Source organism: Fusibacter sp. 3D3, from assembly GCF_001748365.1.
In the GTDB taxonomy this organism is placed as follows: domain Bacteria; phylum Bacillota; class Clostridia; order Peptostreptococcales; family Acidaminobacteraceae; genus Fusibacter_A.
On sequence record NZ_BDHH01000014.1, the window covers coordinates 1 to 25,637 of the forward strand.

23 protein-coding genes and 3 pseudogenes are annotated in these 25,637 nt (G+C 35.6%); 20 read left to right on the forward strand and 6 right to left on the reverse strand.

Annotated elements, in window-relative coordinates; genetic code table 11:
• From F3D3_RS24220 to F3D3_RS15375, 6 genes are all read left to right on the forward strand, one after another.
• On the forward strand, positions 1-252 hold a 252-nt coding region (locus F3D3_RS24220), incomplete at its 5' end, for a hypothetical protein (protein WP_374700079.1).
• A gap of 173 nt (positions 253-425) precedes the next feature.
• Positions 426-716, forward strand: a complete 291-nt coding sequence (locus tag F3D3_RS15360) for a hypothetical protein (RefSeq protein ID WP_069875342.1) — start codon at positions 426-428, stop codon at positions 714-716.
• Positions 717-727: 11 nt separating this feature from the next.
• Positions 728-865, forward strand: a complete 138-nt coding sequence (locus F3D3_RS15365; protein ID WP_069875343.1) for a rubredoxin-like protein — start codon at positions 728-730, stop codon at positions 863-865.
• A 968-nt stretch (positions 866-1,833) separates the two neighbouring features.
• A complete protein-coding gene (locus F3D3_RS23420) occupies positions 1,834-2,307 on the forward strand; it encodes an ion transporter (RefSeq protein ID WP_084389087.1) in 474 nt (157 codons plus the stop codon).
• Between the two features lie 132 nt (positions 2,308-2,439).
• Positions 2,440-2,658, forward strand: a complete 219-nt coding sequence (locus F3D3_RS23425) for a potassium channel family protein (RefSeq protein ID WP_255364396.1) — start codon at positions 2,440-2,442, stop codon at positions 2,656-2,658.
• Between the two features lie 2,197 nt (positions 2,659-4,855).
• On the forward strand, positions 4,856-5,596 hold the full coding sequence (locus F3D3_RS15375; protein ID WP_069875344.1) for a hypothetical protein: 741 nt from the start codon (positions 4,856-4,858) through the stop codon (positions 5,594-5,596).
• A gap of 319 nt (positions 5,597-5,915) precedes the next feature.
• Here F3D3_RS15375 and F3D3_RS15380 read toward each other — a convergent pair whose 3' ends face one another.
• Both F3D3_RS15380 and F3D3_RS15385 read right to left on the reverse strand, forming a co-directional pair.
• Positions 5,916-6,707 (reverse strand): transposase, encoded by a 792-nt coding sequence (locus tag F3D3_RS15380; RefSeq protein WP_069875345.1) that lies wholly within the window; start codon positions 6,705-6,707, stop codon positions 5,916-5,918.
• Complete coding sequence (locus F3D3_RS15385; protein WP_069875346.1) at positions 6,700-7,545, reverse strand: site-specific integrase; 846 nt, start codon at positions 7,543-7,545, stop codon at positions 6,700-6,702. Before F3D3_RS15385 ends, F3D3_RS15380 begins: the two co-directional genes overlap by 8 nt.
• Before the next feature lie 253 nt (positions 7,546-7,798).
• On the opposite strand from F3D3_RS15385, the gene F3D3_RS15390 reads away from it, so the two are divergent.
• The 5 genes and pseudogenes from F3D3_RS15390 (at position 7,799) to F3D3_RS15410 (ending at position 11,652) form a co-directional block, all read left to right on the forward strand.
• Positions 7,799-9,520: a metallophosphoesterase gene (locus tag F3D3_RS15390; RefSeq protein ID WP_069875347.1), complete on the forward strand. Its 1,722-nt coding sequence runs from the start codon at positions 7,799-7,801 to the stop codon at positions 9,518-9,520.
• A 1-nt stretch (position 9,521) separates the two neighbouring features.
• A complete protein-coding gene (locus F3D3_RS15395) occupies positions 9,522-9,875 on the forward strand; it encodes a MazG nucleotide pyrophosphohydrolase domain-containing protein (protein ID WP_069875348.1) in 354 nt (117 codons plus the stop codon).
• Positions 9,868-10,377: pseudogene (locus tag F3D3_RS25235) on the forward strand (radical SAM protein); the annotation flags it as partial. The gene F3D3_RS15395 and the pseudogene F3D3_RS25235, both read left to right, overlap by 8 nt.
• Before the next feature lie 639 nt (positions 10,378-11,016).
• Positions 11,017-11,340 (forward strand): type II toxin-antitoxin system RelE/ParE family toxin, encoded by a 324-nt coding sequence (locus F3D3_RS15405; RefSeq protein WP_069875350.1) that lies wholly within the window; start codon positions 11,017-11,019, stop codon positions 11,338-11,340.
• Positions 11,341-11,352: 12 nt separating this feature from the next.
• A complete protein-coding gene (locus F3D3_RS15410) occupies positions 11,353-11,652 on the forward strand; it encodes a helix-turn-helix domain-containing protein (RefSeq protein WP_069875351.1) in 300 nt (99 codons plus the stop codon).
• 203 nt (positions 11,653-11,855) lie between these two features.
• Here F3D3_RS15410 and F3D3_RS15415 read toward each other — a convergent pair whose 3' ends face one another.
• Entirely contained in the window at positions 11,856-12,125 is a 270-nt protein-coding gene (locus F3D3_RS15415; protein ID WP_069875352.1) for a helix-turn-helix domain-containing protein, read from the reverse strand.
• Positions 12,122-12,487 (reverse strand): type II toxin-antitoxin system RelE/ParE family toxin, encoded by a 366-nt coding sequence (locus F3D3_RS15420; protein ID WP_069875353.1) that lies wholly within the window; start codon positions 12,485-12,487, stop codon positions 12,122-12,124. Before F3D3_RS15420 ends, F3D3_RS15415 begins: the two co-directional genes overlap by 4 nt.
• A 290-nt stretch (positions 12,488-12,777) precedes the next feature.
• On the opposite strand from F3D3_RS15420, the gene F3D3_RS15425 reads away from it, so the two are divergent.
• Positions 12,778-13,047, forward strand: a complete 270-nt coding sequence (locus F3D3_RS15425) for a hypothetical protein (protein ID WP_069875354.1) — start codon at positions 12,778-12,780, stop codon at positions 13,045-13,047.
• A 503-nt stretch (positions 13,048-13,550) separates the two neighbouring features.
• Here F3D3_RS15425 and F3D3_RS23430 read toward each other — a convergent pair.
• Positions 13,551-14,599 (reverse strand): annotated as a pseudogene (locus F3D3_RS23430) (IS630 family transposase).
• A gap of 87 nt (positions 14,600-14,686) precedes the next feature.
• Between F3D3_RS23430 and F3D3_RS24915 the strand changes: the two are divergent.
• The 7 genes and pseudogenes from F3D3_RS24915 to F3D3_RS15470 all read left to right on the forward strand — a co-directional run bounded on the left by F3D3_RS24915 (position 14,687) and on the right by F3D3_RS15470 (position 22,169).
• On the forward strand, positions 14,687-15,145 hold the full coding sequence (locus F3D3_RS24915) for a transposase (protein ID WP_084389090.1): 459 nt from the start codon (positions 14,687-14,689) through the stop codon (positions 15,143-15,145).
• A gap of 139 nt (positions 15,146-15,284) precedes the next feature.
• Positions 15,285-16,910 (forward strand): transposase, encoded by a 1,626-nt coding sequence (locus tag F3D3_RS15445; RefSeq protein WP_069875357.1) that lies wholly within the window; start codon positions 15,285-15,287, stop codon positions 16,908-16,910.
• A 344-nt stretch (positions 16,911-17,254) separates the two neighbouring features.
• Positions 17,255-18,286, forward strand: a complete 1,032-nt coding sequence (locus F3D3_RS15450; protein WP_069875358.1) for a hypothetical protein — start codon at positions 17,255-17,257, stop codon at positions 18,284-18,286.
• 436 nt (positions 18,287-18,722) lie between these two features.
• A pseudogene (gene rhuM / locus F3D3_RS15455) lies at positions 18,723-19,316 on the forward strand (RhuM family protein); the annotation flags it as partial.
• A 31-nt stretch (positions 19,317-19,347) separates the two neighbouring features.
• Entirely contained in the window at positions 19,348-19,959 is a 612-nt protein-coding gene (locus tag F3D3_RS15460) for a helicase-related protein (protein ID WP_069875359.1), read from the forward strand.
• The gene (locus F3D3_RS15465) at positions 19,920-21,014 is read left to right on the forward strand and encodes a VanZ family protein (RefSeq protein WP_069875360.1); all 1,095 of its coding nucleotides are present in this window, start codon (positions 19,920-19,922) and stop codon (positions 21,012-21,014) included. The genes F3D3_RS15460 and F3D3_RS15465 overlap by 40 nt, the downstream gene beginning before the upstream one ends.
• A 126-nt stretch (positions 21,015-21,140) precedes the next feature.
• Positions 21,141-22,169, forward strand: a complete 1,029-nt coding sequence (locus F3D3_RS15470) for a glycoside hydrolase family 5 protein (RefSeq protein ID WP_069875361.1) — start codon at positions 21,141-21,143, stop codon at positions 22,167-22,169.
• Between the two features lie 397 nt (positions 22,170-22,566).
• Here F3D3_RS15470 and F3D3_RS15475 read toward each other — a convergent pair whose 3' ends face one another.
• Complete coding sequence (locus tag F3D3_RS15475) at positions 22,567-25,038, reverse strand: LuxR C-terminal-related transcriptional regulator (RefSeq protein ID WP_069875362.1); 2,472 nt, start codon at positions 25,036-25,038, stop codon at positions 22,567-22,569.
• Positions 25,039-25,359: 321 nt separating this feature from the next.
• Between F3D3_RS15475 and F3D3_RS15480 the strand changes: the two genes are divergently transcribed.
• The gene (locus F3D3_RS15480; RefSeq protein ID WP_069875363.1) at positions 25,360-25,614 is read left to right on the forward strand and encodes a DUF2442 domain-containing protein; all 255 of its coding nucleotides are present in this window, start codon (positions 25,360-25,362) and stop codon (positions 25,612-25,614) included.
• Positions 25,615-25,637: the final 23 nt, after the last annotated feature.

A 25,637-nucleotide genomic window follows, 5' to 3' on the forward strand; every position in this document is an offset into this window, starting at 1 on the left:
CTTGTTGACGAAACTGGAGATCATATCAAAAATGTTAATCCAAAAATATATTCAAAAGAATTGGTAAATATAATCTTCACAGAATTTTATACAAGGATTGGAAGCATAGAATCTGAATTAGGTGTTACAAGAAAAACAGCATCTAATTATTTGAATGAGTTGGTAAACATAGGCATACTATCAGTTGAGCAAAGAGGAAAAGAGAAGATTTTTATCAATAAAAAGCTATTGAAACTTATTCAAAGCGTATAAACGTTTTGAACGATCTGCTAACACGCCGATTACCTAAATCACTCTGATGACACAGCCCTTGCGAGGCAAGGACAGCGCCACTTTTGCCCTAAGGGTCAAAAGGAGTGACTTCGGTAATCGCGGGAACGTTAGCAGAAATCCAACCAAGACAATTAAGAAAGGAGGTGAGAAACTTGGGGAATTTAATTAAATGTCCAACTTGTAAAAAAGAAATATCAGATGAAACAGAATATTGCCATAACTGTTATGAACCAATTAAAGAAAAAGAGAATCCTAATGATATACTTATAGCGTACATTTATAATGGAAAGACTTTAAACACACCATTATATCATGATGATATAAGTAAAATTGAGCATCTAAAGATGGCTGATAAAATCGAAGTATATGATGAAGAATACAAGCTGCAATATATTAGTGTATCAGCAAACGATAATGTTATTAATGTATATTTAGACAAATAAAGGAGGACGTTATGAAGTATAAAACTGGTGAAAAACCTGGTAAAGGAAGCTACACTTGTACTAATTGTTCTACAATAGTTAATCTTGATGATGATTCTGATAGATTGCCACCATGTCCTAAGTGTAATGGAGTTGAGTACACAAAATAATTTTATAGTGTCTAGATAAATATAATCTAGGCACTATAAAGTAATTTATTGGACATCTGCTAACACGTCAGTTACCGGAAATCACTCTGATGACACAGCCCTTGCGAAGCAAGGACAGCGCCACTTTTGCCCTAAGGGTCAAAAGGACTGACTTCGGTAACTGCGGGAACGTTATCACGAAACCGCACAAAGAAAGTTGAAAATTTAATATGAGCAAATAGATGATACTAAGACATACCGTATAATTGTCTAAAAATCATCACGATTATAAAAGAAAAAAGAAGTATTGGGTAAATGTGATCAGAGGAAAGATAACGGCGAGACCCTAAGGCGCCCCGCCATTAAAGCACGATGTATTTTAAAGACTAAGTGCATGCGGCATCGTATAACAGAGGATTCTCAAAATGCCTTTATTGGCATGCCTCATGCAAGCCTGAGGCAAGAGTCACGCCAATTCTCAGCTAATCGCTTGTCACCGTTYTTGTGAACTTGGATCAARAACGTCGCCAAGCGAACGCCGAGACCAAGGCACTTCGAGAATCCCCGAGACGTTATCACGAAACCGCACAAAGAAAGTTGAAAATTTAATATGAGCAAATAGATGATACTAAGACATACTGTATAACTGTCTAAAAATCATCACGATTATAAAAGAAAAAAGAAGTATTGGGTAAATGTGATCAGAGGAAAGATAACGGCGAGACCCTAAGGTGCCCCGCCGTTAAAGCGCGATGTATTTTAAAGACTAAGTGCATGCGGCATCGTATAACAGAGGATTCTCAAAATGCCTTTATTGGCATGCCTCATGCAAGCCTGAGGCAAGAGTCACGCCAATTCTCAGCTAATCGCTTGTCACCGTTCTTGTGAACTTGGATCAAGAACGTCGCCAAGCGAACGCCGAGACCAAGGCACTTCGAGAATCCCCGAGACGTTAGCTGAAAAAGCAGTCAAAAAATCAGGAGAAAATTATGGAGAAGTATTCATCGGTTAAAAGTAGAACTTACGAAATAATTGAAAAAGCACAAAAAGGTGACAAAGCGATCAAATACTTTGATTCTATAACTTTACTTCTAATTATTTCAAACACAATTTCAATAGTTCTAGAATCATTTAACTCAATTTATTCCTTGTACTATTATCAATTTCGTACTTTTGAAATAATCTCGGTAGTTATATTTACAATCGAATATGCTTTAAGAATTTGGACAGCAGATTTGCGATATCCTTCTTCAAAAACTAAAKTTGGAGCAATATTCAAATACATGCATTCAACGATGGCCATGATCGATCTATTTGAGATATTACCATTCTATTTACCAATGTTAATAAAAGTGGATTTAAGATTTTTAAGAATGTTTAGAATTTCTAGATTACTAAGAATCTTAAAAATCAATAGATATACAATAGCATTGGGCTTAATACCTGGGGCAGTAAATGAATAGAAAGATGAGCTATTAGCCACCGTATTTGTTATGGGTTTTATGATAATGATTTCATCAACAATGATGTATTATTTTGAATCAGAGGTTCAACCAGATTCATTTCCGAAGAAAGTTGCATCATTTTGGTGGTGAATTGCAACGCTTACTACGGTAGGATATGGTGATATTTATCCAATAACAGCAATGGGCAAATTATTTGCAAGTATAATTGCAATATTAGGTATTGGACTAGTAGCATTACCTACGGGAATTATTAGCTCTGGGTTTATAGAATTGATTACTAAAAAAGACATTGAAAAGACAACTATTATTTGTCCACATTGTGGAGAATCAATTGAGCATGATCTGTAAAACGACTGCTTCAACAGCTAACACGTCGATTACCGGAAATTCATCTGATGTCATAGCCCTTGCGAGGCAAGGACTACGCCACTTTTCCCCTAAGGGTGAAAAGGATGAACTTCGGTAATCGCGGGAACGTTAGCCGCCATCGCACGAACACATTAGGAAGTATAATCAAAACAGACGAATATATTTGATCAAAGTATGCCATATTCAAACTGTTATAACTCATTTTGAAAAGATCAGAAAAGACGGTTTGGTCCATTGTGATYAAGGGCAAGATAATGGTGTGACTCTAAGGCGCCCCACCATTAATGCACGATACCAAATTGAGACTAAGAGCATGCGACAGCGTCTAACACGTCTATTTCCAAAATCACCTATCGTCACAATCGTTGCGAAAGGAAGCAACGATCGCGCCAATTCTCACTGTGCGCTTGTCATCATTCTTGCAAAAGAGACTTATTTTTTTTAGGGCAAGAATGTCGCCAAGCGCCCAGCGAGAACGGTGACTTCGGAAATAGCGGAAACGTTAGACGCAATCGCACGAACACATTAGGAAGTATAATCAAAACAAATGAATATATTTATAATGGCGTGCCATATTCAAGCTGTTAAAACTAATATTGAAAAGATCAGAAAAGACGGTTTGGTCCATTGTGATTAAAGGAAAGATAATGGTGTGACTCTAAGGCGCCCCACCATTAATGCACGATACCAAATTGAGACTAAGAGCATGCGACAACGTCTAACACGCCTATTTCCAAAATCACCTATCGTCACAATCGTTGCGAAAGGGAAGCAACGATTGCGCCAATTCTCACTGTGCGCTTGTCATCATTCTTGCAAAAGTGACTTATTTTTTTAGGGCAAGAATGTCGCCAAGCGCCCAGCGAGAACGGTGACTTCGGAAATAGCGGGAACGTTATCACGAAACCGCACAAAGAAAGTTGAAAATTTAATATGATCAAATAGATGATACTAAGACATACCGTATAATTGTCTAAAAATCATCACGATTATAAAAGAAAAAAGAAGTATTGGGTAAATGTGATCAGAGGAAAGATAAYGGCGAGACCCTAAGGTGCCCCGCCRTTAAAGCACGATGTATTTTAAAGACTAAGTGCATGCGGCATCGTATAACAGAGGATTCTCAAAATGCCTTTATTGGCATGCCTCATGCAAGCCTGAGGCAAGAGTCACGCCAATTCTCAGCTAATCGCTTGTCACCGTTTTTGTGAACTTGGATCAAAAACGTCGCCAAGCGAACGCCGAGACCAAGGCACTTCGAGAATCCCCGAGACGTTATTCTGAAACCCTGTAGGCTTTATGACCGTCGTCCATGACGGTCACGAAGATTAAAAGATAAGGCATTGTCAGATGATGATCTTGGTATTTGACAAACGAAAATAATTGTTCATGAGGATTGAAACCTTCAAATAGGTGTTTGTGATATAAATTGGATAACGAATAAATATGAGTAAATCTTCAGTAGGGACCAAAATTAGAATAACGCAAAATGAAGCATGACGATTGTCCAAAACGAGAATTGAAGCGATTTTTGTAGTGTTTAATGGAAGACGATGTTGGTGAATTGTGGTCATTATATTCCGATAGAAAAACCGTGAGAATTTTTAAACTTTGCCATTGTACAGAAAGTAAGAAAAGATTTGCATTATGCTCTTGAGGCGTCAAAAGGCATTCAAAATAGAGAGGCTTAAATATATACTAGGAATGCCTACAATCAATTAATAACCATTGCCACTGCGCCGTAATAAATAAAGAAAAGCAGATAAAAGATAAAAAATCGGGTTAATAAGATCAAATTTACAAACGAATTCAGTTGAAAAAAGATATAATAAAAGAAGTTATAAAATTGATTTACATAATGGGAGCATCAGAAGAAGCCAAGATTATAAAGAAACTAGAATTGTACAAGAGCTTCCCGCACGTCCTGTGCTCCAGCTCGCCTACAGGGCAACAGATAACAGACTATTCCCGCCATCTCTTATTGTCACGGAGGTTGCGAACCTGAGGCAAACTCAGCGCCAATTCGCATTGATCGCTTGTCACTATTCTTGCAAAAGAGACTTATTTTTTTAGGGCAAGAATATCGCCAAGCGATCAATGCGAACAGAGACAGCGGGAACAGCCGAAACGTTATCGAAAATTGGATTTAAAAAATGAAGAAAGAAGGAGAATTATAGTGTCTAAAAATAAATTCACAATGACAAGACTTGGTCACCAGTATAAAACTAAAAACCGAAATAAAAACTACATACTCGAATTAATACTGCTAATGTTACTAATTGTGTTAATTTTTGATAGCTACAAAGGATTTGATAATTATATTAGAGAGATTTTACAAATAAAAAGTTATAGTTCCGAGAATATTTCTACATGGATAAGCTCATTGAGTTCATATTGGGGTGGAATTCTAGGAGGACTCGTATCTGGTATAATATCCTTTTTTGGAATATTGATTACAATTAGATATTATAGAAGCAATGATGTTATAAATAAAATTCTAGAAAACCAACCGTTTTTGAATTTGAAAGTTGTTTCGGTTTTAAATTCAAACGATAATAATCTATTAAAAAATGATTATTTGTGTGAATTGGGAATAGGTAAACATTCTGTAGATGTATTGATTGAAATTGAGAATATAGGTAAGAATTTTGCAAGAACTTTAGTTTATCATAATGGCAATAATATTGGTGGTTTTGCATTTAATCATGTTATAAATTCGGGTATGAAACTTGATAGAACAGTATATATTAAAGTCAATTTTAATGATTTTAATGAAATAAAAAATTTTCAATTGCAATATTTCGATTGTTTTATGACTGAGTATATTCAGAATTTCACATTCAATATTAAAAACCAAAAAGAGAAACTATCAATAGAATGTGATTATCCTATTGAAATTGATAGAGTGTTAAAATAGACAATATCTAGTCACAAAAATCCAACTATCCGATAACATAAAGTAATGTTTCTAAATCACACAAAAAAATAAGCCTCAAGGAGGCATAAAATGTGATTTAGGAACATTGTGTTGGGCGAAGCCGCGTCACCATTATCTTTGGGTATCCAATGATCTGCTCTTTAGGTTTTTTAGAACAGATTTTGAATAAACGCCTTACAAAAGGTAAAAATGAGATTGTGAATCCATAGAAAAATTGATACAATGACATAGATTCCCCCTCCCCATGAAAGTACATTCAATCATTTGGACGTGTAAGAATCTATTAAGTTTCAAAAGCTTAACCTGCACCAATATGTGGTGTAGCCTCTTGCATGACAGTATCACAATTAGAAGGTTCTAAAGGGCATTTTGAACACCTAGAAAAATCAAGGCGCATAAATTTGACTAGAAACTCAAGTGCAGTATAATCACTGGATTTTTTAGAAGGAATAATCTTCATAATGCGCTGGCAGTGAGCAAGCTTTGTGGGCCTGTTTCTAGCAGCGAGAATGCCATAATGTCTAATTTTCACAAAGCCAGAAGGCAGTACATGCATTAAAAACCGGCGTATGAATTCTGTGCCAGTAAGTGTCATTTGTTTGGTTTTTCCGGAGTCTTTATTGTCTTTATATCTAAAAGTGACGTGATCATCAGTGACTTTGAGGATGCGGTGATTGGAAATGGCCACACGATGAGTATACTGCCATAAGTAGTTAACCACGTGAGTAGGTGAGTCAAAGTTTTCTTTGGTGTAAACTACAAAAGCTTGATTGGCAAAGAAAATTGGATTGAGTTCTTCAGGGACAGTAAAAACCACATGGAAGTAGTGGACATTTAAAAGTTCAGAGTTGCGATCAACACGCCATTTTTCTCTTTTGAAAGACTGACAAAGTGGGCAATGACGATTACGACAAGAATTATAAGCAATAGAAGTTTCACCACAATTTGTGCAAACATTATGATGTCCCCCCAGTTTAGAAGTACGACAAGCCATGAGAGCATTCATGACTTTATATTGATCATATGAGGGATTGTGGGTTTGACAATAGTCCTCAAAGAAACGCACAAAAATATCTTGGAGATTAGGCATTAAAAACCTCCAAACTATCAAACGGACTAATGGCTTTAGTCACGTCAGCGGTAGTTAAATGAAGGTAGACAGTGGTCGTTGAAAGCTTAGAATGACCAAGCAGTTTTTGAATAACGACAACATTGGTTCCGGCAAGAAGCAGATGTGTCGCAAAGCTGTGTCTTAAACTGTGAATCGTGGCTTCTTTAGGAAATCCTAAGAGATCACACTTGGTCCTAAACACCATTTGAATGGTCCGCGTCGTCAATGGTTTGCCTTTTGAGAAGCTTTGAAAAAGGTAATCTTTAGGGTGATATTGCTTGTAGTAAATTCTTAAAAGATCAAGAGCACTTTTCGAAAGAAGCGTGTAGCGTTCTTTGAGTCCTTTGCCATCTCTGACGCGAATGCGCATCGTATCTGAATGAATATCAGAGACTTTAAGGTTCATAAGTTCCCCAACGCGCAAACCCGAAGAGTAACAGACTACAAGCATGGTTTTATGCTTAAGATTTGTGACAGAGTCAAAAAGTGCGTGAATCTGTGTGGGTGTTAAAGCAATTGGAAGCTTAGACGGTTGTTTTACCCTAGGAATATCGACCATATTCCATTCACGACCAAGAGTAGTTTCGAAGAAGAATTTAATGGCACTGTAGTTTGAATTTACATAAGATCGACTGAGCTTTCTACTGGTAATTGCATCATGTAAAAATTCGCGAACATGATCATAGGTGAGATTCTCAGGTGGCAAGTTGTGAAATTTCGAAATCTTCTTAACCCCTTTGAGATAGACAGTGACAGTCTTTGGACTGAAACCTCTGAGTTCCATATCCATTTGCATTTTAGATAATAATTTAGACATAAAAAATAGCTCCTTTTCTTTTAGATTCAGAATAAGAATATCTAAAGAAAGCACTATATGTCTAGGGCAAAAAGATTTAAAAAGTCACCGCGGTAGCGGTTTCGTCCAACACGTCAATTACCGGAAATTCATCTGATGTCACAGCCCTTGCGAGGCAAGGTCTGCGCCACTTTTCCCCTAAGGGTGAAAAGGATGAACTTCGGTAATTGCGGGAACGTTAGGCGCCATTCACAAAACAAGAAAAGGAGCAAATATGAAGATACTTCAACTCTCAGATATCCACATTGATTCAACTACAGATATTGAAACCGTAAAAACGAAATTGACAAAAATGAAGGAATCCATATTAAGTAGACTGGTGCCTGGTGAGGAGCTACTAATCTGTATCTGCGGCGATATCATAGATAAAGGCGATTCTACACTATTCGAAACGGCATGCATAATATTTGATTATATGAAAAACGATCTATTCTCAACCATAGCCGTCAAATTTGAATTTGTTCCAGGGAATCACGATTTATGCAATAATGAGTTCGCTGATTTTGACAATTTCACAAAAAGATACACCGAAGTTCAATATGAGTACAATGACAAAGTAAACAGCCATTTAAGAGCCTTTAATGGTATAGATGTCCTTCTTTCAAACTCAACGTTCCATAAAAACACTAAAATCGGAATGCTTGATATTCAGGGACTTAGAAAGCTGCCAAGTGAAAATCCAACAATTCTTGTCGTCCATCATACATTACTTAGCGAGAATGATGGTGATACTTCAGCAATAAGAAATGCATATAAGCTGATGGAATGGGCTGAAAATAATAACATTATTGCAATTATGCATGGTCATACCCATGGATATAAGAACATCCTTATTGGTGAAACCTGCAGAGTCATTGGAGTAGGACCATTTCTAAAAGAAGTTCCTGATATCAACAAGCAATTCAATTTCATTGAAACCTCGGAGGGCCGTATAGATAAAGTGACCAACTATCGTTACAGCGCTGACCTTGATATGTTTACCAGGCATGATGTATTTATCGGAGAGAGATGCAATACTTTTACGAGTTCGTCGGTAAAGGATTTGTATGATACTATAGTCCGAGAAACCAAGCACTATAAGTCAATTTACAATCTCAAGGTTACCCTAAGTTCCGAATTTAATAGTTTTGAAAAAGAAATACAAACATACTTTTCTGATATAATCCCTGTCGCTTGTGATTGGCAAAGTCAATCAGTTCCGGAAAGTCTTTATTATAACCACGGAAAGTATATGCAAAGTGAATCAATCTGGGGCATGGACTATATTATTCAGGAGCTGATGAATAAATCAACTAGCAGTAGAGCAATCATACCACTAATAGATTTCAACATGGTTGCCAATAGCAAAGATCGATTTTTGCCCTCGCTTGATATCATTCAGTTCGGATTTGCTGATGATCAAAGAAGCGAATTATTCCTTACTTTGTATTTGAGAGCATTGGAAGTAAAACATTTTTTGAAAATTAATATCTGTGAAGCTTATATAATGGCTCAACAGTTAAAAGATAAAATTAGATCAATTCAAAGAATCAATTTGACAATTGTGGCGTACAAGGCTCAATACAAAGAAAATTATGGCTGTTTCAGAAAAGCCCAAATTGATTCTGTCACTGAATCGGATTTAACTATGAGTATTATTGAAAAGGATTTTAAGGCTGTTATTGATATGCTAGAAGAAAAAATCGATTTGTCAGAAACCGTAATTCAAGATCATGGTCTTGAGAATTTGAATAAAGCTTTATTAGCAGTTTCAAATAAGGGGAAGTGCTCACGAGAACTTTACAGTAAAACAGAAATAATATTAAAAAAGCTGGGCGAGTTAAAAGTTGAAAGAGAAAAAACATCGGATTATAATGCCATCGAAAAAATCGAACATGATGTAACCACAGCGATAAGAAATCTAATAAATGAGTTCGAAAAAGAGAGAGGTCAATGATATGGGTATAAAAGATATAGTTTCAATACAGAAGAATTTCGACAGAATGCATAAATCAAATTTCAGTTGGAACGAAATAATCACAGATGAAAACCCTGAAATGCTACAGTTTTTGGTGGTTTGCTTAGCCGGAGAATTCGGAGAAACTGCAAATATCATAAAAAAAGTAATCCGTGGAGACTTTAAACTAAGTGAAGTAAAAAGCCAGTTATCAGAAGAAATTATTGACATATTCATCTACGTCATTAAACTTGCATATCAATTAAATATTGATATTGAAAATGAATTTCTGGCTAAACATAGAAAAAATACAGAACGATTTAAAAAATATGAAATGGGGCTAGATAATGAATAAATACTATGAATTGCAAGTAGAAAGTGAGCACAGATGCATACTGAATTGCAAGCATTGCTCATCCGCCTCAATGAGAGAGTCAGGGCAAATAGGATTTTCTGATAGTAGCCTTCTCGATTTTCTGAAAATTTTCCCCAACGGTGCTCATGCATATCTCACAGGAGGAGAGCCGTTGTTAAGGCCTGATTTCATCCAGTTTATAGACCGCATAAAAAGTGTGAACCAGAATATCACAATTGGAATATTTTCTTCAGGCGTTGTCAGCAATGAAGGTGGGTTTGGCCCTGTGGGAATTGAACGAGCACATGAAATAAGAGTTCACGGGATTTCAGATGCATATATTTCCATATACCATGAGAATCCAGTTCTACACGATTATATTACGAATGCACCTGGTTCACATGCAGCCACGATTAATACTATACAGAATTTTCTGTTGGCAGGAATTTCTGTACGAATCCACCTTGTTATCAATCGATACAACATTGATAACCTATTGAGTACCATCGAAGAAATTGAAAAACTTGGAGTAGAGGAAATTCGACTGTTGAGAATGGTTAGAACGGGGAACGCAAGCGAAAATTGGAACGAAATTGGAGTTCCATATAAAAAGCAAAATGAAGTTTTGCTAAATATCATTGATAAAATGCATTTGAGCAAACCTAACATTACAATATCAGGTTTTCCAGAGCATTATCCGTGCCGACCCCACAAGAGCGCTATTGGTTGCCAAGCAGGAATCAAAATTCTTTACTTAACTTACAGCGGTGAAGTGTACCCATGTGCTTGCACAAAACCCTTGAAACATTTCATGATTGGAACACTGTCCAACATTAATGACATTAAAACCTATATTGATAATAATGAACATCCTTTATATATAGAAAAATGCATGAATCCTATTGTAGTCGATAATATTTGAAAAATACAATGAACAGCGCCTAACACAGCACTCCCAAAATGAGCTGTTGTCACGCCCCTTGCGAAAGAGCTGCAAGGGATCGTGCCAATCTGCTGACGCAGACACGCTCACTTCAGACATGCTCTGAACGTTATAGGCAAGTTCGATATTGAACATTATCATTTCAAACACATCAAATATGATGTATAATGTAAATAAGACAAATAAAAGGCAGATATTATGAAAGTACATACATACCATACAAATGGTGGAAAAGACTTAATAAGAGAATATTTAGATAATCTACCAAAGAGAGAAAGCGTTGAAGGCTATTTCATAATAGAATCATTAGAAGCAGAAGGGCTCTCTTTTTTAGAAAATCTGAACACAAGACAATTGGAAAGAAAATTATGGGAAATAAAGTATCCAAGACATAATCGTATTTTTTATRTATTAGTGGATGATGCCAATATATATTTTTTACATGCTTGTAAAAAACAAAAGGGYAAAGCTGAAAAGTTTGAACTGGAAAAAGCTAAAAATAGGATGAGAGAAATTGAATAGGAGGTACAAAAAATGCCATTCAAAAAAATTGATGTAAAAAGCACAGTGAATGAATTGAGAAAAGATAATGAGTTCAATGAAATATATTTGGAAATAGAAAAAGAATATGAATTAATTCGACAAGTAGTAGATACAAGAAAGCAGATTGGAATGACTCAAAAGAATTTAGCTGATAAAGTAGGTATTTCCCAGCAAGAAATATCAAGATTTGAGAGAGAAAAACATATTCCGAAACTTTCTAATTTTATAAGGATTTTAGATGCGCTAGGTTTAGAAATGAAGATTGAAAAGAAAGATAGAATATCTCAATAATCAGCAATAAGTAATCGAACCAACCTATAACACGTCAGTTACCAAAATCACTCTGATGACACAGCCCTTGCGAAGCAAGGACTCAGCCACTTTTGCCCTAAGGGTCAAAAGGATGAACTTCGGTAAGTGCGGGAACGTTAGATGCAATTTTCATGACATGGACATAATTCTACGAAAAAAAGAAACTCAGCATAAGCAAAGTTTCAAATTAAGTCAATTTTAATTTTTTTACCAAGAGCAGAGGCAACTTTTTCAAGAAATTCTAACGAAGGATTATAGTTCCCACTTTCAAATCTTGAAATATTAGATTGCTTAGTTCCAGTCAATTTAGCTAAATCATTTTGAGTCATTTTTAAATCTAATCGAGCTTGAATAAATTCAGAAATCAGCTGATATTCCAATTCATTTTTTTCAAGTTCTTCGACAAGTTTTGGATTTTTCAATAATTCTTGTTTTGCATCATTCCATTTCATAATTTTCCACTCCTTTCGAGATAGTCATTCATATTGGAGATCGCTTTATCAAGATCACGGGAAGGTGTCTTGTTAGATTTTTTAACAAAACCATGTAAGAGGACAAAAGTATTATCAATATATGCGAAGTAGAAGATTCTTGAAATATCAGAACCTGATTTAATCCGTAATTCCCATAGTTTCTTATACTTGTCTCCTTCAAGCTTTGACGTATGTGGAAAACTAAGATTAGTTCCGAATGATTCAAGTAAGTCAATTTCACGATATACTTTTGATTGATGTTTTTCTGGTAAGGACTGAATAAATTTTAAAACAGGCGTTTTACCAGAAGCATCTTGATATAATTCAATATTCCATTTCATAGTTATATTATATCATAAATGATATTAAAAAGGAATTTATTACTTACAAAGTGAACATGAAAACAACATCTAACACGTCAATTACCGGATATTCATCTGATGTCACCGTCCTTGCGAGGCAAGGCCAGCGCCACTTTTCCCCTAAGGGTGAAAAGGATGAACATCGGTAATTGCGGAAACGTTATACGCAATAACTCTAATAGTTTCGGCACGTCCTGTGCCGAAATAAAAAAAATCAGAGGAACAATTTTATAAACAACCTCGGATAACGGTATGGAGAAAATAATGACATGAAAAGTGATATTGTAATTACAAAAGGAAGTAAAATATGTTATGGATTATCTCTAATCTTAGCAATTGTAGTTGCTATTACGGGAGATTATTATATTTATTTTTTTGAAATACTTTGTCTTGCGTCATTATTGGGAATTATATCATCCTGGATGAAAGAAAAAAAATGGGGGAAAATAATAGTTCATGGCGGTATATTTTTACTTTCAGGAATTGTCATTTGGTTTATTTTAGTGACTGGGATTGTGGCGACAGTTATATATTATTAATACAGATTGTAAAAGTAAAAAATTAGATCGTTCAACAAACGTCCTGTTTGTTTCTATAAGCGAATCGTGAGTTACAGCGTATAACATAAAGTAATGTTTCTAAATCACACAAAAAAATAAGCCTCAAGGAGGCATAAAATGTGATTTAGGAACATTGTGCCTAGCGCAGCCGCGTCACCATTATCTTTGGGTATCCAATGATCTGCTCTTTAGGTTTTTTAGAACAGATTTTGAATAAACGCCTTACAAAAGGTAAAAATGAGATTGTGAATCGATGGAAAAATTGATACAATGACATAGATTCCCCCTCCCCATGAAAGTACATTCAATCATTTGGACGTGTAAGAATCTATTAAGTTTCAAAAGCTTAACCTGCACCAATATGTGGTGTAGCCTCTTGCATGACAGTATCACAATTAGAAGGTTCTAAAGGGCATTTTGAACACCTAGAAAAATCAAGGCGCATAAATTTGACTATATAAGTTGAATTAAATTTTAATAATTTACAATTGGACACATAACCGATCTATAATAATATGTGGATGTTTTGCAATTTCTGTTAGAAAAGCAGAGACATTCTTTCTAATCTCATATGTCTTGTTATAAAAAACATTGTTGATGACTTTTTCTTTAAGCCAACCCCAGAGACCTTCTATCAAGTTTAGATTTGGACTATATGGAGGTAGATACATTAACTCAAGTCGATGGAAATTTTCTAAAAGAAAAGGCTGAAGTAACTTGGCGTGGTGTATCCTTGCATTATCAAGAACCATAACAATTTTACCAGAATACCGTTCAAGTACATTGTTCAGAAAACCAAGAAATATTTGTGCATCGTATGTTTCGTGCTCTTCACAATAGATATCTCCACCCTCATAATCTAAACAGCCCACTAGTTTTACGCCACGATGCTTTCCATACGTCTTGATGATTTTTTGTTTGCCGCGTTCAAACCATGTAGCTCCGATCGCTTGGTAATCTCGAATCATAGATTCATCCTCGAATAGTATGTGTTGGATTTCACCGTTTATCAATTTTTTTTAACATCAATAAATGCCTTGCGAAATTGCTCTTGCTTTAGGGGATCAGCTTTAGCTAACGTGTACGTAGGACGTGTGAATGATAAATTCAGTCTAGACAATATCAACGTGATACCTTTGATGCTGTATTGAACTTTGAATTCTCTCAAAATATATTCTGCTACAATTCCAGCTGTCCAATTGAAATTAGCTACAAAACCAACATCGGCGGGGGTTTTGTTTARAATGAGGTCTTTTATTGTAGCCTCTTGCTCTTCGGTTAACCGACTTGGTCTCCCTTTGCGTGRAGCATCTGGGATTGAACTAAGCCCTATGCTACGATACTTTGTATATAATCTTGAAATCGTAACAGGAGTCAACTGTGTTATTTCAGCGATTTCTCCGACCTCTTTTCCTGTTCCGTATAAATAGATAGCTTAAATTCGACGATATTCACGTTTGATTTTTGATGACCTCATTGCTTCTAAAAGTTCTTTTATTTGTTCTTGAGTTAGTGGCTTGCGTTTATTCATGGGGTTCATCCTCACATAGTAGTTTTGGTTATGATATATATCGGATGATTTTTATAAAATTTTAATTCGATTTATATATCAACCAAAATGAAAAATCATGTGAGACTTATAAAAACATTGGACTTAAAGGGAAATCTTCTTGTGATCCTCACCAATAATTTTGATAAGAAAGCAGAAGAAATAGCTGATATTTATAGGTTGCGCTGGAAAATCGAATTGTTTTTCAAATGGATAAAACAGCATTGTCGAATAAAAGTGTTCTATGGGAAAAGTGCCAACGCTGTGGAAAACCAAATATTTATTGCACTTATTACCTACTGTCTTTTGATTCTGGCGAAACTTAAAGAAGGCTATAATGGCTCATTACTGACGTTTGTAAGAATACTGAAAGCCTGTATTTTCAATCCGTTTGGAGACTTCTTAGCTGAATTAAGAAAACGGCCATCAAAGACTTCAAAGGGCAGGCGAAAAAATAACTATATACAAGAATTTGATAGAATCTGCGAATATTTCGAAAAAATTGAACTGGAAAACGATATACACTAATTTAATCCAATAGTAAAATGTCACTTTATGAAAAAATTTGAGCAAGAACTATTTTAGCTTAGCTGCTATTTTTTTTCATTTGCAGTGGCAATAAGGTTATAATCATATGATACTTCACACATTGGAAAGGTAGATCGAAATGTCATTTAAATCAAATCAAACACAACAGTTAACTTTAGAAGATCATTTTTTAGCATCAAGTTCACGTACACAGAAGTTTGTTCTTAATTCATGGGCTAAAGGATTTTCAGAGATTGTATTTCCGGCAATTAATGAAGATCGCTTTGCAATTTTATATAGTGATACACCCTCAGGACGACCCAATACACCTGTAAATGCTGTTATTGGATCGCTTATTCTAAAAGAACTTTTTGGTTTGACAGATGATGATCTATTAGCCAGTATCCTTTGTGATGTGCGCTTTCAGTTTGCACTGCATACCACAAGTTTTGAAGAACAACCCTTTAGTGATCGCACTTTCAGCCGCTTTAGAGAAAGGTTATATGACTATGAAATGGAGACAGGCATAGACTTGCTTCAAGAAGAAATGATCTCTCTTGCCGATYATTTCGTAAAATATTTAGGTATGGAGACGACACTTAAGCGTATGGATAGCCTCATGATATCATCAAGTGYTAAGAAAATGTCTCGTCTGGAAATTGTTTATACTTGTGTTTTCAACATGGTTAAACTGATTCATCAAACAGGAGARATTCAATATATAAAATCTCTTGAGCATTATTTGGATGCTGAAGATMGCAACACCATGATTTATCACAGAAAAAGTGAAGAACAATCAAGTCGGTTGCAACAAGTTATTGATGATGCGAATCACTTAATWGCGATTCTACCACARGCTTATTCRGAATTTAAAGCGTATCAACTTTTAAAACGTGTGCTTGAAGAACAGAGCACTTTAGATGAAAAAGGTTCATGTATCCCCAAACATAAAACAAAGATCACACCCTCAAGTTTACAAAATCCATCTGATCCAGATGCAACTTATCGTACCAAAGCAGGAAAAAGTCATAAGGGCTATGTTGGAAATGTAGTTGAGACATTTGATAAAAAAGGGTCCATTATTACAGCTTTTGATTATGCAACCAACAGCCACAGTCAGTTTTGTAAGGAAACCATTGAAAAACTTGGACCACAAGCTGAACCGATTACTTTATTAGCTGATGGCGCTTATGCTAGTATTGAGAACACAGAGCTTGCCACAGAAAATAATATAGAACTYATTACAACCGCCTTACTTGGAAAAGCACCTGATGTTGTACAATCAAAATTTGAAATTGATGTTGAAAACAAAGAAGTACTCAAATGTCCCATTGGTCAAACCCCATATAAAACAAGATATTATGAAAGTACCGAGCAGTTCCGTGTGYCGTTTAACAAAGCAGCATGTCTAAATTGTCCACTTAAAGAGCATTGTGGTATTAAAATGCAAAAGAAATCAGCKGTTGTAATGATTTCTGAAAAAATGATAAAGCGAGCAACTTATCTGGAAAAAATTTCAGCAGAAGATTATCGCGAATTATCTAAGAAAAGAAATGGTGTTGAGGGAATTCCATCCATTTTAAGACGTCGATATAATGTGGACCGGATTCCGGTTCGTGGTTTACTGCGCTCAAAAATGTGGTTTACTTTCAAAATAGGTGCCATAAATGTGAAGAGTGTTCTAAAAGCAGCACTTATCTTTCAAATTTTGACGTGCTTTTTCGTGAAAACGCGTTTAAAATTAACCCATTTTTATAACCCTTGAGGAGATGTCCCCCACTTCTCTAAGTGGGGGTTCATATTCCTAATTCAGTGGGAGTCCAAACGGCCACTGAATGCAATCCGATAGGATTGTGCAAGTGTTACGAAGGTAGTGAAGCGGACTGAGTATACGCTTTGATTTGTCTTTTTAATTTTGAATTTGTGAGTTGAAAAAGTGGATTATTGGCACCTTAATCAATATTGTCATCGCTTGCTCTATTTTAGAGTGACATTGGAATCAAAATAAGGTAAATCCATAAAAGCATCATGTAGTAGACAGGTGCTTAACCTTTTGACTTTTGATATTCTAATCGTGTATAATAAAAAAAAAGAATGGGAAGAAAGCATATGTTGATATCAGAACTGAAAGAAATGATAAAAGCGTATAATGAAGCGGAATTGAGACTCATTATTGCAGAAATGTACAAGTCGATGCCTAAAAAGTTGCGCGAAGAGAAGGCGATTGATACACTGCTTCAAAATTCAGAAAAATATACGAAAAGTAGTAAAATAAAGGACTCTAAAAATGAAAAAGTAGATGTTTATGCTTTAAAACCACAAATTGAACAGTTTGTGGAGTATGCGTATAAGCAATACTATTTTGCGCCCAATAGCATGGTTCATAAGAAAGATCGCCCTAAATGGAGATTTGTAGTAAAGGGGTATATAAAGGATTTGCAAAGGATTTCTATTTATGGGGATGAGGGTGATGTTTCAACTGAGTTGCTTTTTAAATTGTATGAGATGTTAAGTTATGCTTGTGGCTACTATCTTTTTAATACAGAAAATCCTTTTCGATCCATTGGAATGGATCAAACAGAATTACTGTATACAGTAATTGCAAGGCGGTTTGGTAGCGGAATAAATCAAGAAAAAGTAAAAGCAGTTCTTGAGTTGGTGATCAACAGCAACGTTGACAGGGAAACGGTATCTTCTTCACTGATATCCGTTTTAATTCAGAATTTAAAATCATCAGAATCAAAAGAAATGGCAATTGGACAAAGTAAGTTGCTCATGAAAGGATTTATGAACACTAATCAGACTGTGTTGAAAATGAAACCTTCGACGCGATATTCTGCTTATGAACGCAAAGAAAAAATAAATAGGTTAGTTGAGATCGTGTTCAGACTTAATATTGAATTGAGTGAATACGATGAGGCAATCCAATTTTATAACAAATATTACAGCGAATTAGATGCTGAAATCACTTTGTATATCTTATTGAAATGGCTTGAGGCATATGAATTAAAAGCTTTATGGCTGAGGGAATATGATAAAGCACAGAAAAGTGGTATAAAACCCAGAACATATTTAAGCAGTGTATATGAATATGTAAAGGAAAATGAGTGTTTTCCAGAGCGTTCGGCTAATAAAATATAAGCAATGAAGAATACCTACAAATCAATTCTATAGGATATTTTTTAGGATCATATTTTCCAGAAGGTGAGGCCTGTGATTGGACTGAAGATAGTGATTTATCACAAAATCAATTTGCAGTATACGATATAACCCTTGAGGAGATGTCCCCCACTTCTCTAAGTGGGGGTTCATATTCCTAATTCAGTGGGAGTCCAAACGACCACTGAATGCAATCCGATAGGATTGTGCAAGTGTTACGAAGGTAGTGAAGCGGACTGAGTATACGCTTTGATATTTTTAGATTGATTAATATTTATAGGAGTTTCTAATAAAATCGTATAGTAAAAGAGGCTAAGAATGAGTAAATTACAGTGCTCATAAATTTAGTCTTTTTTTACTATAATACTGGGAATCGCTCGGTGAAACGTATATAATATAAGAAAAGTTTATAAGGCGTATGAATATGAACTCTGAAATCATAATGTATCAGACTGAAGATTGTTTAACAAAAATAGAAACTACTTTTGAAAATGATTCAGTTTGGCTGTCCATTGACCAAATGGCTGAATTATTTCAGCGAGATAGAAGTGTGATTGGTAAACATATAAGAAATATTTTTAAAGAAGGTGAACTTGAAAAAAGTTCAGTGTGGGCAAAATTTGCCTACACTGCTTCTGACGGAAAAGATTATCAAGTTGACCATTATAATTTAGATGTAATTATTTCTGTGGGATATCGTGTGAAATCTTTACGAGGTACACAGTTTAGAATTTGGGCTAGTAATGTTTTAAAAGAATATATAAAAAAAGGGTTCGCCATGAATGATGACCTTCTAAAAAATAATGGCGGAGGAATTTATTTTGATGAACTATTAGAGCGAATTCGTGATATTCGTTCATCAGAAAAAGTATTTTGGAGGAAAGTTCTTGATATTTACGCAACAAGTGTTGATTATGATCCAAGAATGAAATCTTCAATGTTGTTTTTTAAAACAGTGCAAAACAAAATGCATTGGGCTGCACATGGACAAACTGCTGCAGAAAAGATCTATAATGTACACATAGGGCTATGAGACTCAAGGCGTGGACAACGAAGCCATTATGAAAATCACTGGCAGCGTAGGTGGTGGCAATAAAAAAAAGGGACTTGAAGCCATTAAGAAGTTTAAAAATGAAAAGTATCCTAACATAGTTGTCACTGTGGATTTGCTTACAACAGGGATAGATGTGCCGGAAATTACCACATTAGTCTTCTTAAGAAGGGTAAAATCCAGAATTCTATTTGAACAGATGATTGGTCGCGCCACAAGACTTTGTCCAAAAATCGGCAAGTCTCATTTTGAAATTTATGATCCTATTGGTGTATATGAATCGTTAGAGCCTGTGAACACCATGAAGCCAGTAGTTGCAAATCCGAGCACCAGTTTCGAGGATTTGATCAATGGCCTTAAAGAACTACCCACTGAAAAGCAGATTGATAATCAAATTGATATGATCCTGGCAAAGCTTCAAAGAAAGAAGCGAAACTTAAATTTTCTAAAAGAAAAGGCTGAAGTAACTTGGCATGGTGTATCCCCACTTTCGTCGTCTAGACAGCCCACTAGTTTTACGCCACAATGGAGGAACTATGTTGTTAATTTTAACGAGGAGACCTCATGGATACTTACTTATTTCCCATCAAAATCGCGATTATAACGTTTCCCCTGTTTGCTTTTGTTTTTACGTTGCCTTTTGCTATATTTCAGTATAAAAAGTATGGTTATATCAATAAGTTTAGAATTTTTATTCTATTTTCTTTTTTACTTTTTTTAATCATTGCTTTTTATCTCGTGATTTTACCGCTACCTGCTTCTAGAGACATCAAAAGTACGATGAAAACAGATGCACCGTATTATAATTTGGTACCTTTTACTTTTGTATTAGATCTTATGCGTGAAGCTGATTTTGATATTCGCGTACCTGCGACGTATCAAAACCTTTTGTCAGAAAGGTCTTTTTTACAGGCGGCGTTTAACTTGTTGATGCTAATACCATTTGGTATTTTTTTGCGTTACTATTTCAAATGTAATTTTAAGAAAACCATTTTATTGACCCTCTTACTTTCACTTTTTTTCGAAGTTACGCAGCTCACGGGTTTATATGGACTATACAACGCACCCTATCGCCTATTTGACGCGGATGACTTATTTTTGAATACATTAGGTGGGGCATTTGGTTACATGTTTGCGCCACTCTTTACATTTTTTCTACCAAAGCCTGCAACACTTGATGATGATGTGAATTTAGAGGCCATGCGTGTGTCGCTATTTAGGCGTACACTTGCACTTGGTATTGATTGGTTTGCATTAGGTCTATTTGCACGTCTGTATGATAACTTACTAATAGAAGCCGCTGTGTATTTTACGTATTTTATACTTATAGTTACAGCGTCAAATGGGAGAACACTGGGCAAATGGCTCACTTCAACTAAAGTAAAAGGTGCTGGGGAAAAACTGACCTTTAAAGAAGCCTTTATTCGATATGGTCTTTTGTATTTTGGATTTTTTGGGCTCACACGTGTACTAGGAAGAGCAATCGATGTTTTAGTCGAATTGCAAGATCCATACAGTATTTGGATGACTGTTTTTGCAGTGGCGATTTTAGCAGTTATTAACATCATGTTTTTAGTACATCTCATATTCAATAGTATGAAGAAAGATCGGTTTTTTTACGAAAAAATGAGTCATACACATTTAGCTGTGTCTAAGTGATCATGGCATATTTTCTGATGAAAGTGGGTGAATTTTGTGATTCCATTAAGGCTAAACCGCAGCAGATTTTTAGTGCTATTGATGCTATTGATGCTCGTGAATTCAGGCTGTAAACGAGTAGATGTAATGTCCACGGAAGTATTAGAAAAATCAACAGATATAGAAACTGCCACAACTGAAGCGTTGTCATCTGAAACGATTTCAGATCCAGTTTTGGTTCAGGCTCCTGTAGAAGAAATAATTATAGAGGGTAATAAGCCTGTTTTAAAACATGGGCGACTTAAACTAGATGGGCTACAAATCGTCGATCAGTCGAATGCACCGCTTCAACTTAGGGGCGTGAGTACGCATGGCATTCAATGGTTTCCTGAATATGTTTCACTGGATACGTTTAGAACCATGAGAGATGATTGGCATATTAATGTCGTTAGGCTTGCTCTGTACACCGATCCTAACGCAGGCTATGATGAGAAACTGCATGCACTTGTTGAGAAGGGTGTGGCATATGCGATTGAACTCGATTTATATGTAATAATTGACTGGCACATACTATCTGATGGCGACCCAAATCTTTCAAAAGACAGAGCCATTAAGTTTTTTGAGGCAATGTCTAGGCAGTATAAGGACAATCCAAATGTGCTTTATGAAATCTGCAATGAACCAAATGGTGATGTCACATGGGCAAGCGATATTAAGCCTTATGCGGAGTCCATTATTAATGTAATACGCCAAAATGACAAAAATGCGCTCATCATAGTGGGTACACCTACGTGGTCTCAAGATGTAGATTTTGTTGCAAATGACCCCATTGAGCATCAAGAAAACATTTTATATGCACTGCATTTTTATGCGGCAACCCATAAAGATGACTTGAGAGAAAAACTTTCCAAAGCATTGAAATTGGGACTGCCGATTATCGTAAGTGAATTTGGTATTAGTGACGCTTCGGGCAGTGGTGAGATCGACTATGAACAGGGTACAATTTGGCTGGATTTCTTAGAATCACATGGCATTGGATATGTTGCATGGAATTTATCCAATAAAAAAGAGACATCAGCTTTGATCAGTTCGGATGTTAACTATGTTTCGGGCTGGAACGACTCAGATTTAACGCCATGGGGGCTGTGGTTCGTAAATCGGATTAGAGAAAAATAGAGGATGCAGCAAAGGGGGCAATTTCCAGTTCGTTTTTTTCGAAATATGTGCAGATTCTATCAAATGCTTGTATATAGATCAAAGCGTATACTCAGTCCGCTACGCTACCTTCGTAACCCTTACGCAATCCGTTAGGATTGCATTCAGTGGGAGTTTGGACTCCCACTGAATTAGGAATATGAACCCCCACTTTGAGAAGTGGAGGACATCTCCCCAAGGGTTATATCAATCGTTCCAACTGCCCCTTCCGAAGTTTTATATTCGCCCTGTATGTGGTGTTAAAAATGCATCAAAAGTTTTGTCTAGTCCGATCTGTTGACATAAACCAGCCAAGAATCAACAGAAACTAAAAAAAATACGTCTGCGGTCACTTCTGTAATTGAAGTCAAGTAAGTTTTCAAATAATACCTTGAATTTGTGCAGCTTTGATAGCAGAGACTTTGCCATTGACCTCAAGTTTTTGATAAATATTCCTAAAATGCGTTTTTACAGTCCCTTGAGATATAAAAAGGTGATTGGCAATTGCTTCTCGATTTAACCCCTCTGCGCTCAATTTTAAAACTTCGATTTCTCTTCGTGTAAGCTTGTATTGAATGATTTGATCGTTTTTTAAACTTTCGAGGTATTTTTCACTTAATGCAAGCACTTTTTGGATGTAGTTATTATCCAAATTCTGTAAGGCAATTATTTTTAGAATTTCAATGAGATGAAGGGCATTTTCAACAAAGGGCATAACGATATGATCGGTTTGTCCTAGTGAAAGTGCTTTTTTTAGTGCAATAATACCTTCTTTTTGACCGTAGAGCTTGTATTTTGAAACGGTTTCAAAAATACTGTTGTGGATGAATCCAAGTTGATTGTTAAAAATAGCGAAATGCTCTTGAAAGTATTCAGTAAGCATATTGAGTTGTACATAATTTTTTGTAAGCAATACCGCTTTGCCATAAATAATATAGTTAAAAGCAATGCCTTGGTAAAAGAAATCCGCTTTTGTCATTTCTCCTTTTTGTAACCAGTAAGGTATTTTTTCAGCATGATCAAGGCAAGCGTAAATGTAGCCTTTGCACATGTCGAGAGTGGTATTGTAAATAGGATTATTGAGTTCAGAGACTTCTTCTTCAAACTGTGTAAACATCTCAAGTGCTTCTGAAATTTTACCTTGGAGGATATACAATCTCACAAGTGTAAAGTTCGCACAAATGAGGATGCAAATCTGCTCTTTTGTTCTGGCTTTGTATATACTCTTGAAACTGTTCAGCTCAGCAGTTTCCAAATTACCTGTTTCAAGCGCATATTCAGCAAGAGCAAGGTAGTCAGATCCAGTGCCACAACCATTGGCAAAAGAAGCATAAGCGACATATTTTTCTGAAACAGTGTGCATGATATCTTTGAATGTACCAGGCGTTTTAAAATAAATATAAAGCAGATGTGGCGAGCCAAAGGTAGATTCATTTTCTCTAAGCATTATATAAGATTGACGACCATTTAAGCGTCTGATGATCTCATCGTTCATATTAGAGGACAAATTGATATTGTTAAACGTTGTAAACTTTTTTATGATCATGGCTTCAGCTATAATACGATTTTTATAGTTGAGATCAATGTCTTCCAATTGATCGTACACGGTTATGAGTTGATCTAAGTCGTGGTCACAGTTTTGAATAGGGATTACGCCATTTACTACAGAATATAGAATATGTTGTAAATAAGCGAGGGGATATTTGTAGAGCAAATCCTTTGATACAGAAGTAAACAGCTCTAAGGAGCCCTCAAAGTGAGTGAGTTCATTTCGAATATTTTCAGGTTTATTCAGATGTGAGAGAATTTGTTCAAAGGCTCCAGCACGATTTAGATATCGATAAGCAGTTGCAAATTGTTTTTTTTGGAGATACCATTCGCCCAATCTAGAGTACAATTCATTGTTTTCTTTAACTGAAAAGTTTTGTTTCAGCCTTAAAAAATCAAGAAGAACATTGTGAATCTTATAAATTTTATGAATGTCATCATAATAGACAAATGCATTTTCTTTGTGAAGTTTTTTGAGCAAATCACTTGTTTTTTCTTCATGAGTAACAAACCCAGCTTGTTTCATTGTAAATTCATCCATAATGGAAAGTTTTAATAAAAAAAGTTGAATGGACTCATCGTAAGGATTAAATAAAACCTTTTCAACGAGATCGTTGATGGAACTGTTCATGCCTACAGGAATATTGCTTTCAAGTCCAAGGAGGATAAGGTAGATGAGTGAAATCCAACCATCTGTATAATGGTTGATTTTTTCTAAATCGGATTCTGATAAGGCGCCATATAACAAGTGACAATAATCACGTACTTCGCTATCCGTAAATCTTAGTCTTTGCTGTGAGATGATATAACACATGCCTTTAGAAAGCAATTCGGTAAAATCAATATGAGTTGTGTCCCGGGTAATGAGGAGCATATGCAAATGCTCTATATTTTCAGCGACAATTTGCAGTAGAAGCGTATTGAGACTCAAATCTTGCATAAGGTGTAAATCGTCAATGACAAAGACCGTTTTTTTCTTAAAAACAATGTCATTTAACACAGAGAGCACCTTGTCCACTTGTGGAAAATCTATGGGATACCCAAGTTCTTTTAATTTTTCAGCAGCACCCTTATCAATGGATGTTAACTCAGTGGCAAATTTATTCCAAATGGATGACGTTGATTCATTTGAACTTGGAATAGAAAGCCAAAGCGTGTTGCATTTTTCAGTTTCCAAAAAACGCTTTACAGCTGTTGTTTTTCCAAATCCCATAGGCGCCTCAACAATGGTAAGTGGATAATTATAGAGTGAAGATAGGAGCCTGTTGATACGCTCTCTTTTTAAATAACGGGTTATGTTCAAAGTAATCCTCCATAAAAATGTGTTAAGATGCGCATAATCAAGTTCTAGTTATATCATAAGTATATATCAAGCAATAAGATAGAACAATGGTTAGGGTGTAAAATCCAAAAGTGGAGCAACCCTCTGCCCTATGATGTCGTTTACGAGAGGTACGCGATAGTGCATAGGGTAAGGGGTTAATGTGAAACTGACTTTTGACACTTTAACCAACAATAAAATCTAAAAAATACGCCATACGGCAGATACACGAAATAAATGAAATGTCATATGATGAATAGAAAGATATTTTTAGAGCTTTATAAAAATCAAGGAGGTAAACTTATGAGCAAAATCCTTAATGTCCAAGCTAATGATGATTATACTTTATTTATAGAATTTGAACAGGGGCATAAGATCATTTTTAACATGCAGAAAATGGTTAAAACCATTCCCTATTCTAGACTACAGGAGATTCAAGTGTTTAAAGGGGTCGCATTTGATGACAAAGTTATGTTTTGGATGGAAGATGACGTGACTGAAAGACCTAAAAAGGAATTTTTAACAGTGGATAATGTGTTGTTCATGATTAGAGATTAAAGAAAAAATAGGAGGTGGGAAGA

What these genes read in the sequence shown, in the direction of transcription:
- F3D3_RS15365 (WP_069875343.1), top strand. Translation starts at nt 728, where the DNA reads ATGAAGTATAAAACTGGTGAAAAACCTGGTAAAGGAAGCTACACTTGT.
- F3D3_RS15380 (WP_069875345.1), bottom strand. Translation starts at nt 6,707, where the DNA reads ATGCCTAATCTCCAAGATATTTTTGTGCGTTTCTTTGAGGACTATTGT.
- F3D3_RS15385 (WP_069875346.1), bottom strand. Translation starts at nt 7,545, where the DNA reads ATGTCTAAATTATTATCTAAAATGCAAATGGATATGGAACTCAGAGGT.
- F3D3_RS15390 (WP_069875347.1), top strand. Translation starts at nt 7,799, where the DNA reads ATGAAGATACTTCAACTCTCAGATATCCACATTGATTCAACTACAGAT.
- F3D3_RS15395 (WP_069875348.1), top strand. Translation starts at nt 9,522, where the DNA reads ATGGGTATAAAAGATATAGTTTCAATACAGAAGAATTTCGACAGAATG.
- F3D3_RS15410 (WP_069875351.1), top strand. Translation starts at nt 11,353, where the DNA reads ATGCCATTCAAAAAAATTGATGTAAAAAGCACAGTGAATGAATTGAGA.
- F3D3_RS15415 (WP_069875352.1), bottom strand. Translation starts at nt 12,125, where the DNA reads ATGAAATGGAATGATGCAAAACAAGAATTATTGAAAAATCCAAAACTT.
- F3D3_RS15420 (WP_069875353.1), bottom strand. Translation starts at nt 12,487, where the DNA reads ATGAAATGGAATATTGAATTATATCAAGATGCTTCTGGTAAAACGCCT.
- F3D3_RS15425 (WP_069875354.1), top strand. Translation starts at nt 12,778, where the DNA reads ATGAAAAGTGATATTGTAATTACAAAAGGAAGTAAAATATGTTATGGA.
- F3D3_RS24915 (WP_084389090.1), top strand. Translation starts at nt 14,687, where the DNA reads ATGAAAAATCATGTGAGACTTATAAAAACATTGGACTTAAAGGGAAAT.
- F3D3_RS15450 (WP_069875358.1), top strand. Translation starts at nt 17,255, where the DNA reads ATGTTGATATCAGAACTGAAAGAAATGATAAAAGCGTATAATGAAGCG.
- F3D3_RS15465 (WP_069875360.1), top strand. Translation starts at nt 19,920, where the DNA reads ATGGATACTTACTTATTTCCCATCAAAATCGCGATTATAACGTTTCCC.
- F3D3_RS15470 (WP_069875361.1), top strand. Translation starts at nt 21,141, where the DNA reads ATGTCCACGGAAGTATTAGAAAAATCAACAGATATAGAAACTGCCACA.
- F3D3_RS15480 (WP_069875363.1), top strand. Translation starts at nt 25,360, where the DNA reads ATGAGCAAAATCCTTAATGTCCAAGCTAATGATGATTATACTTTATTT.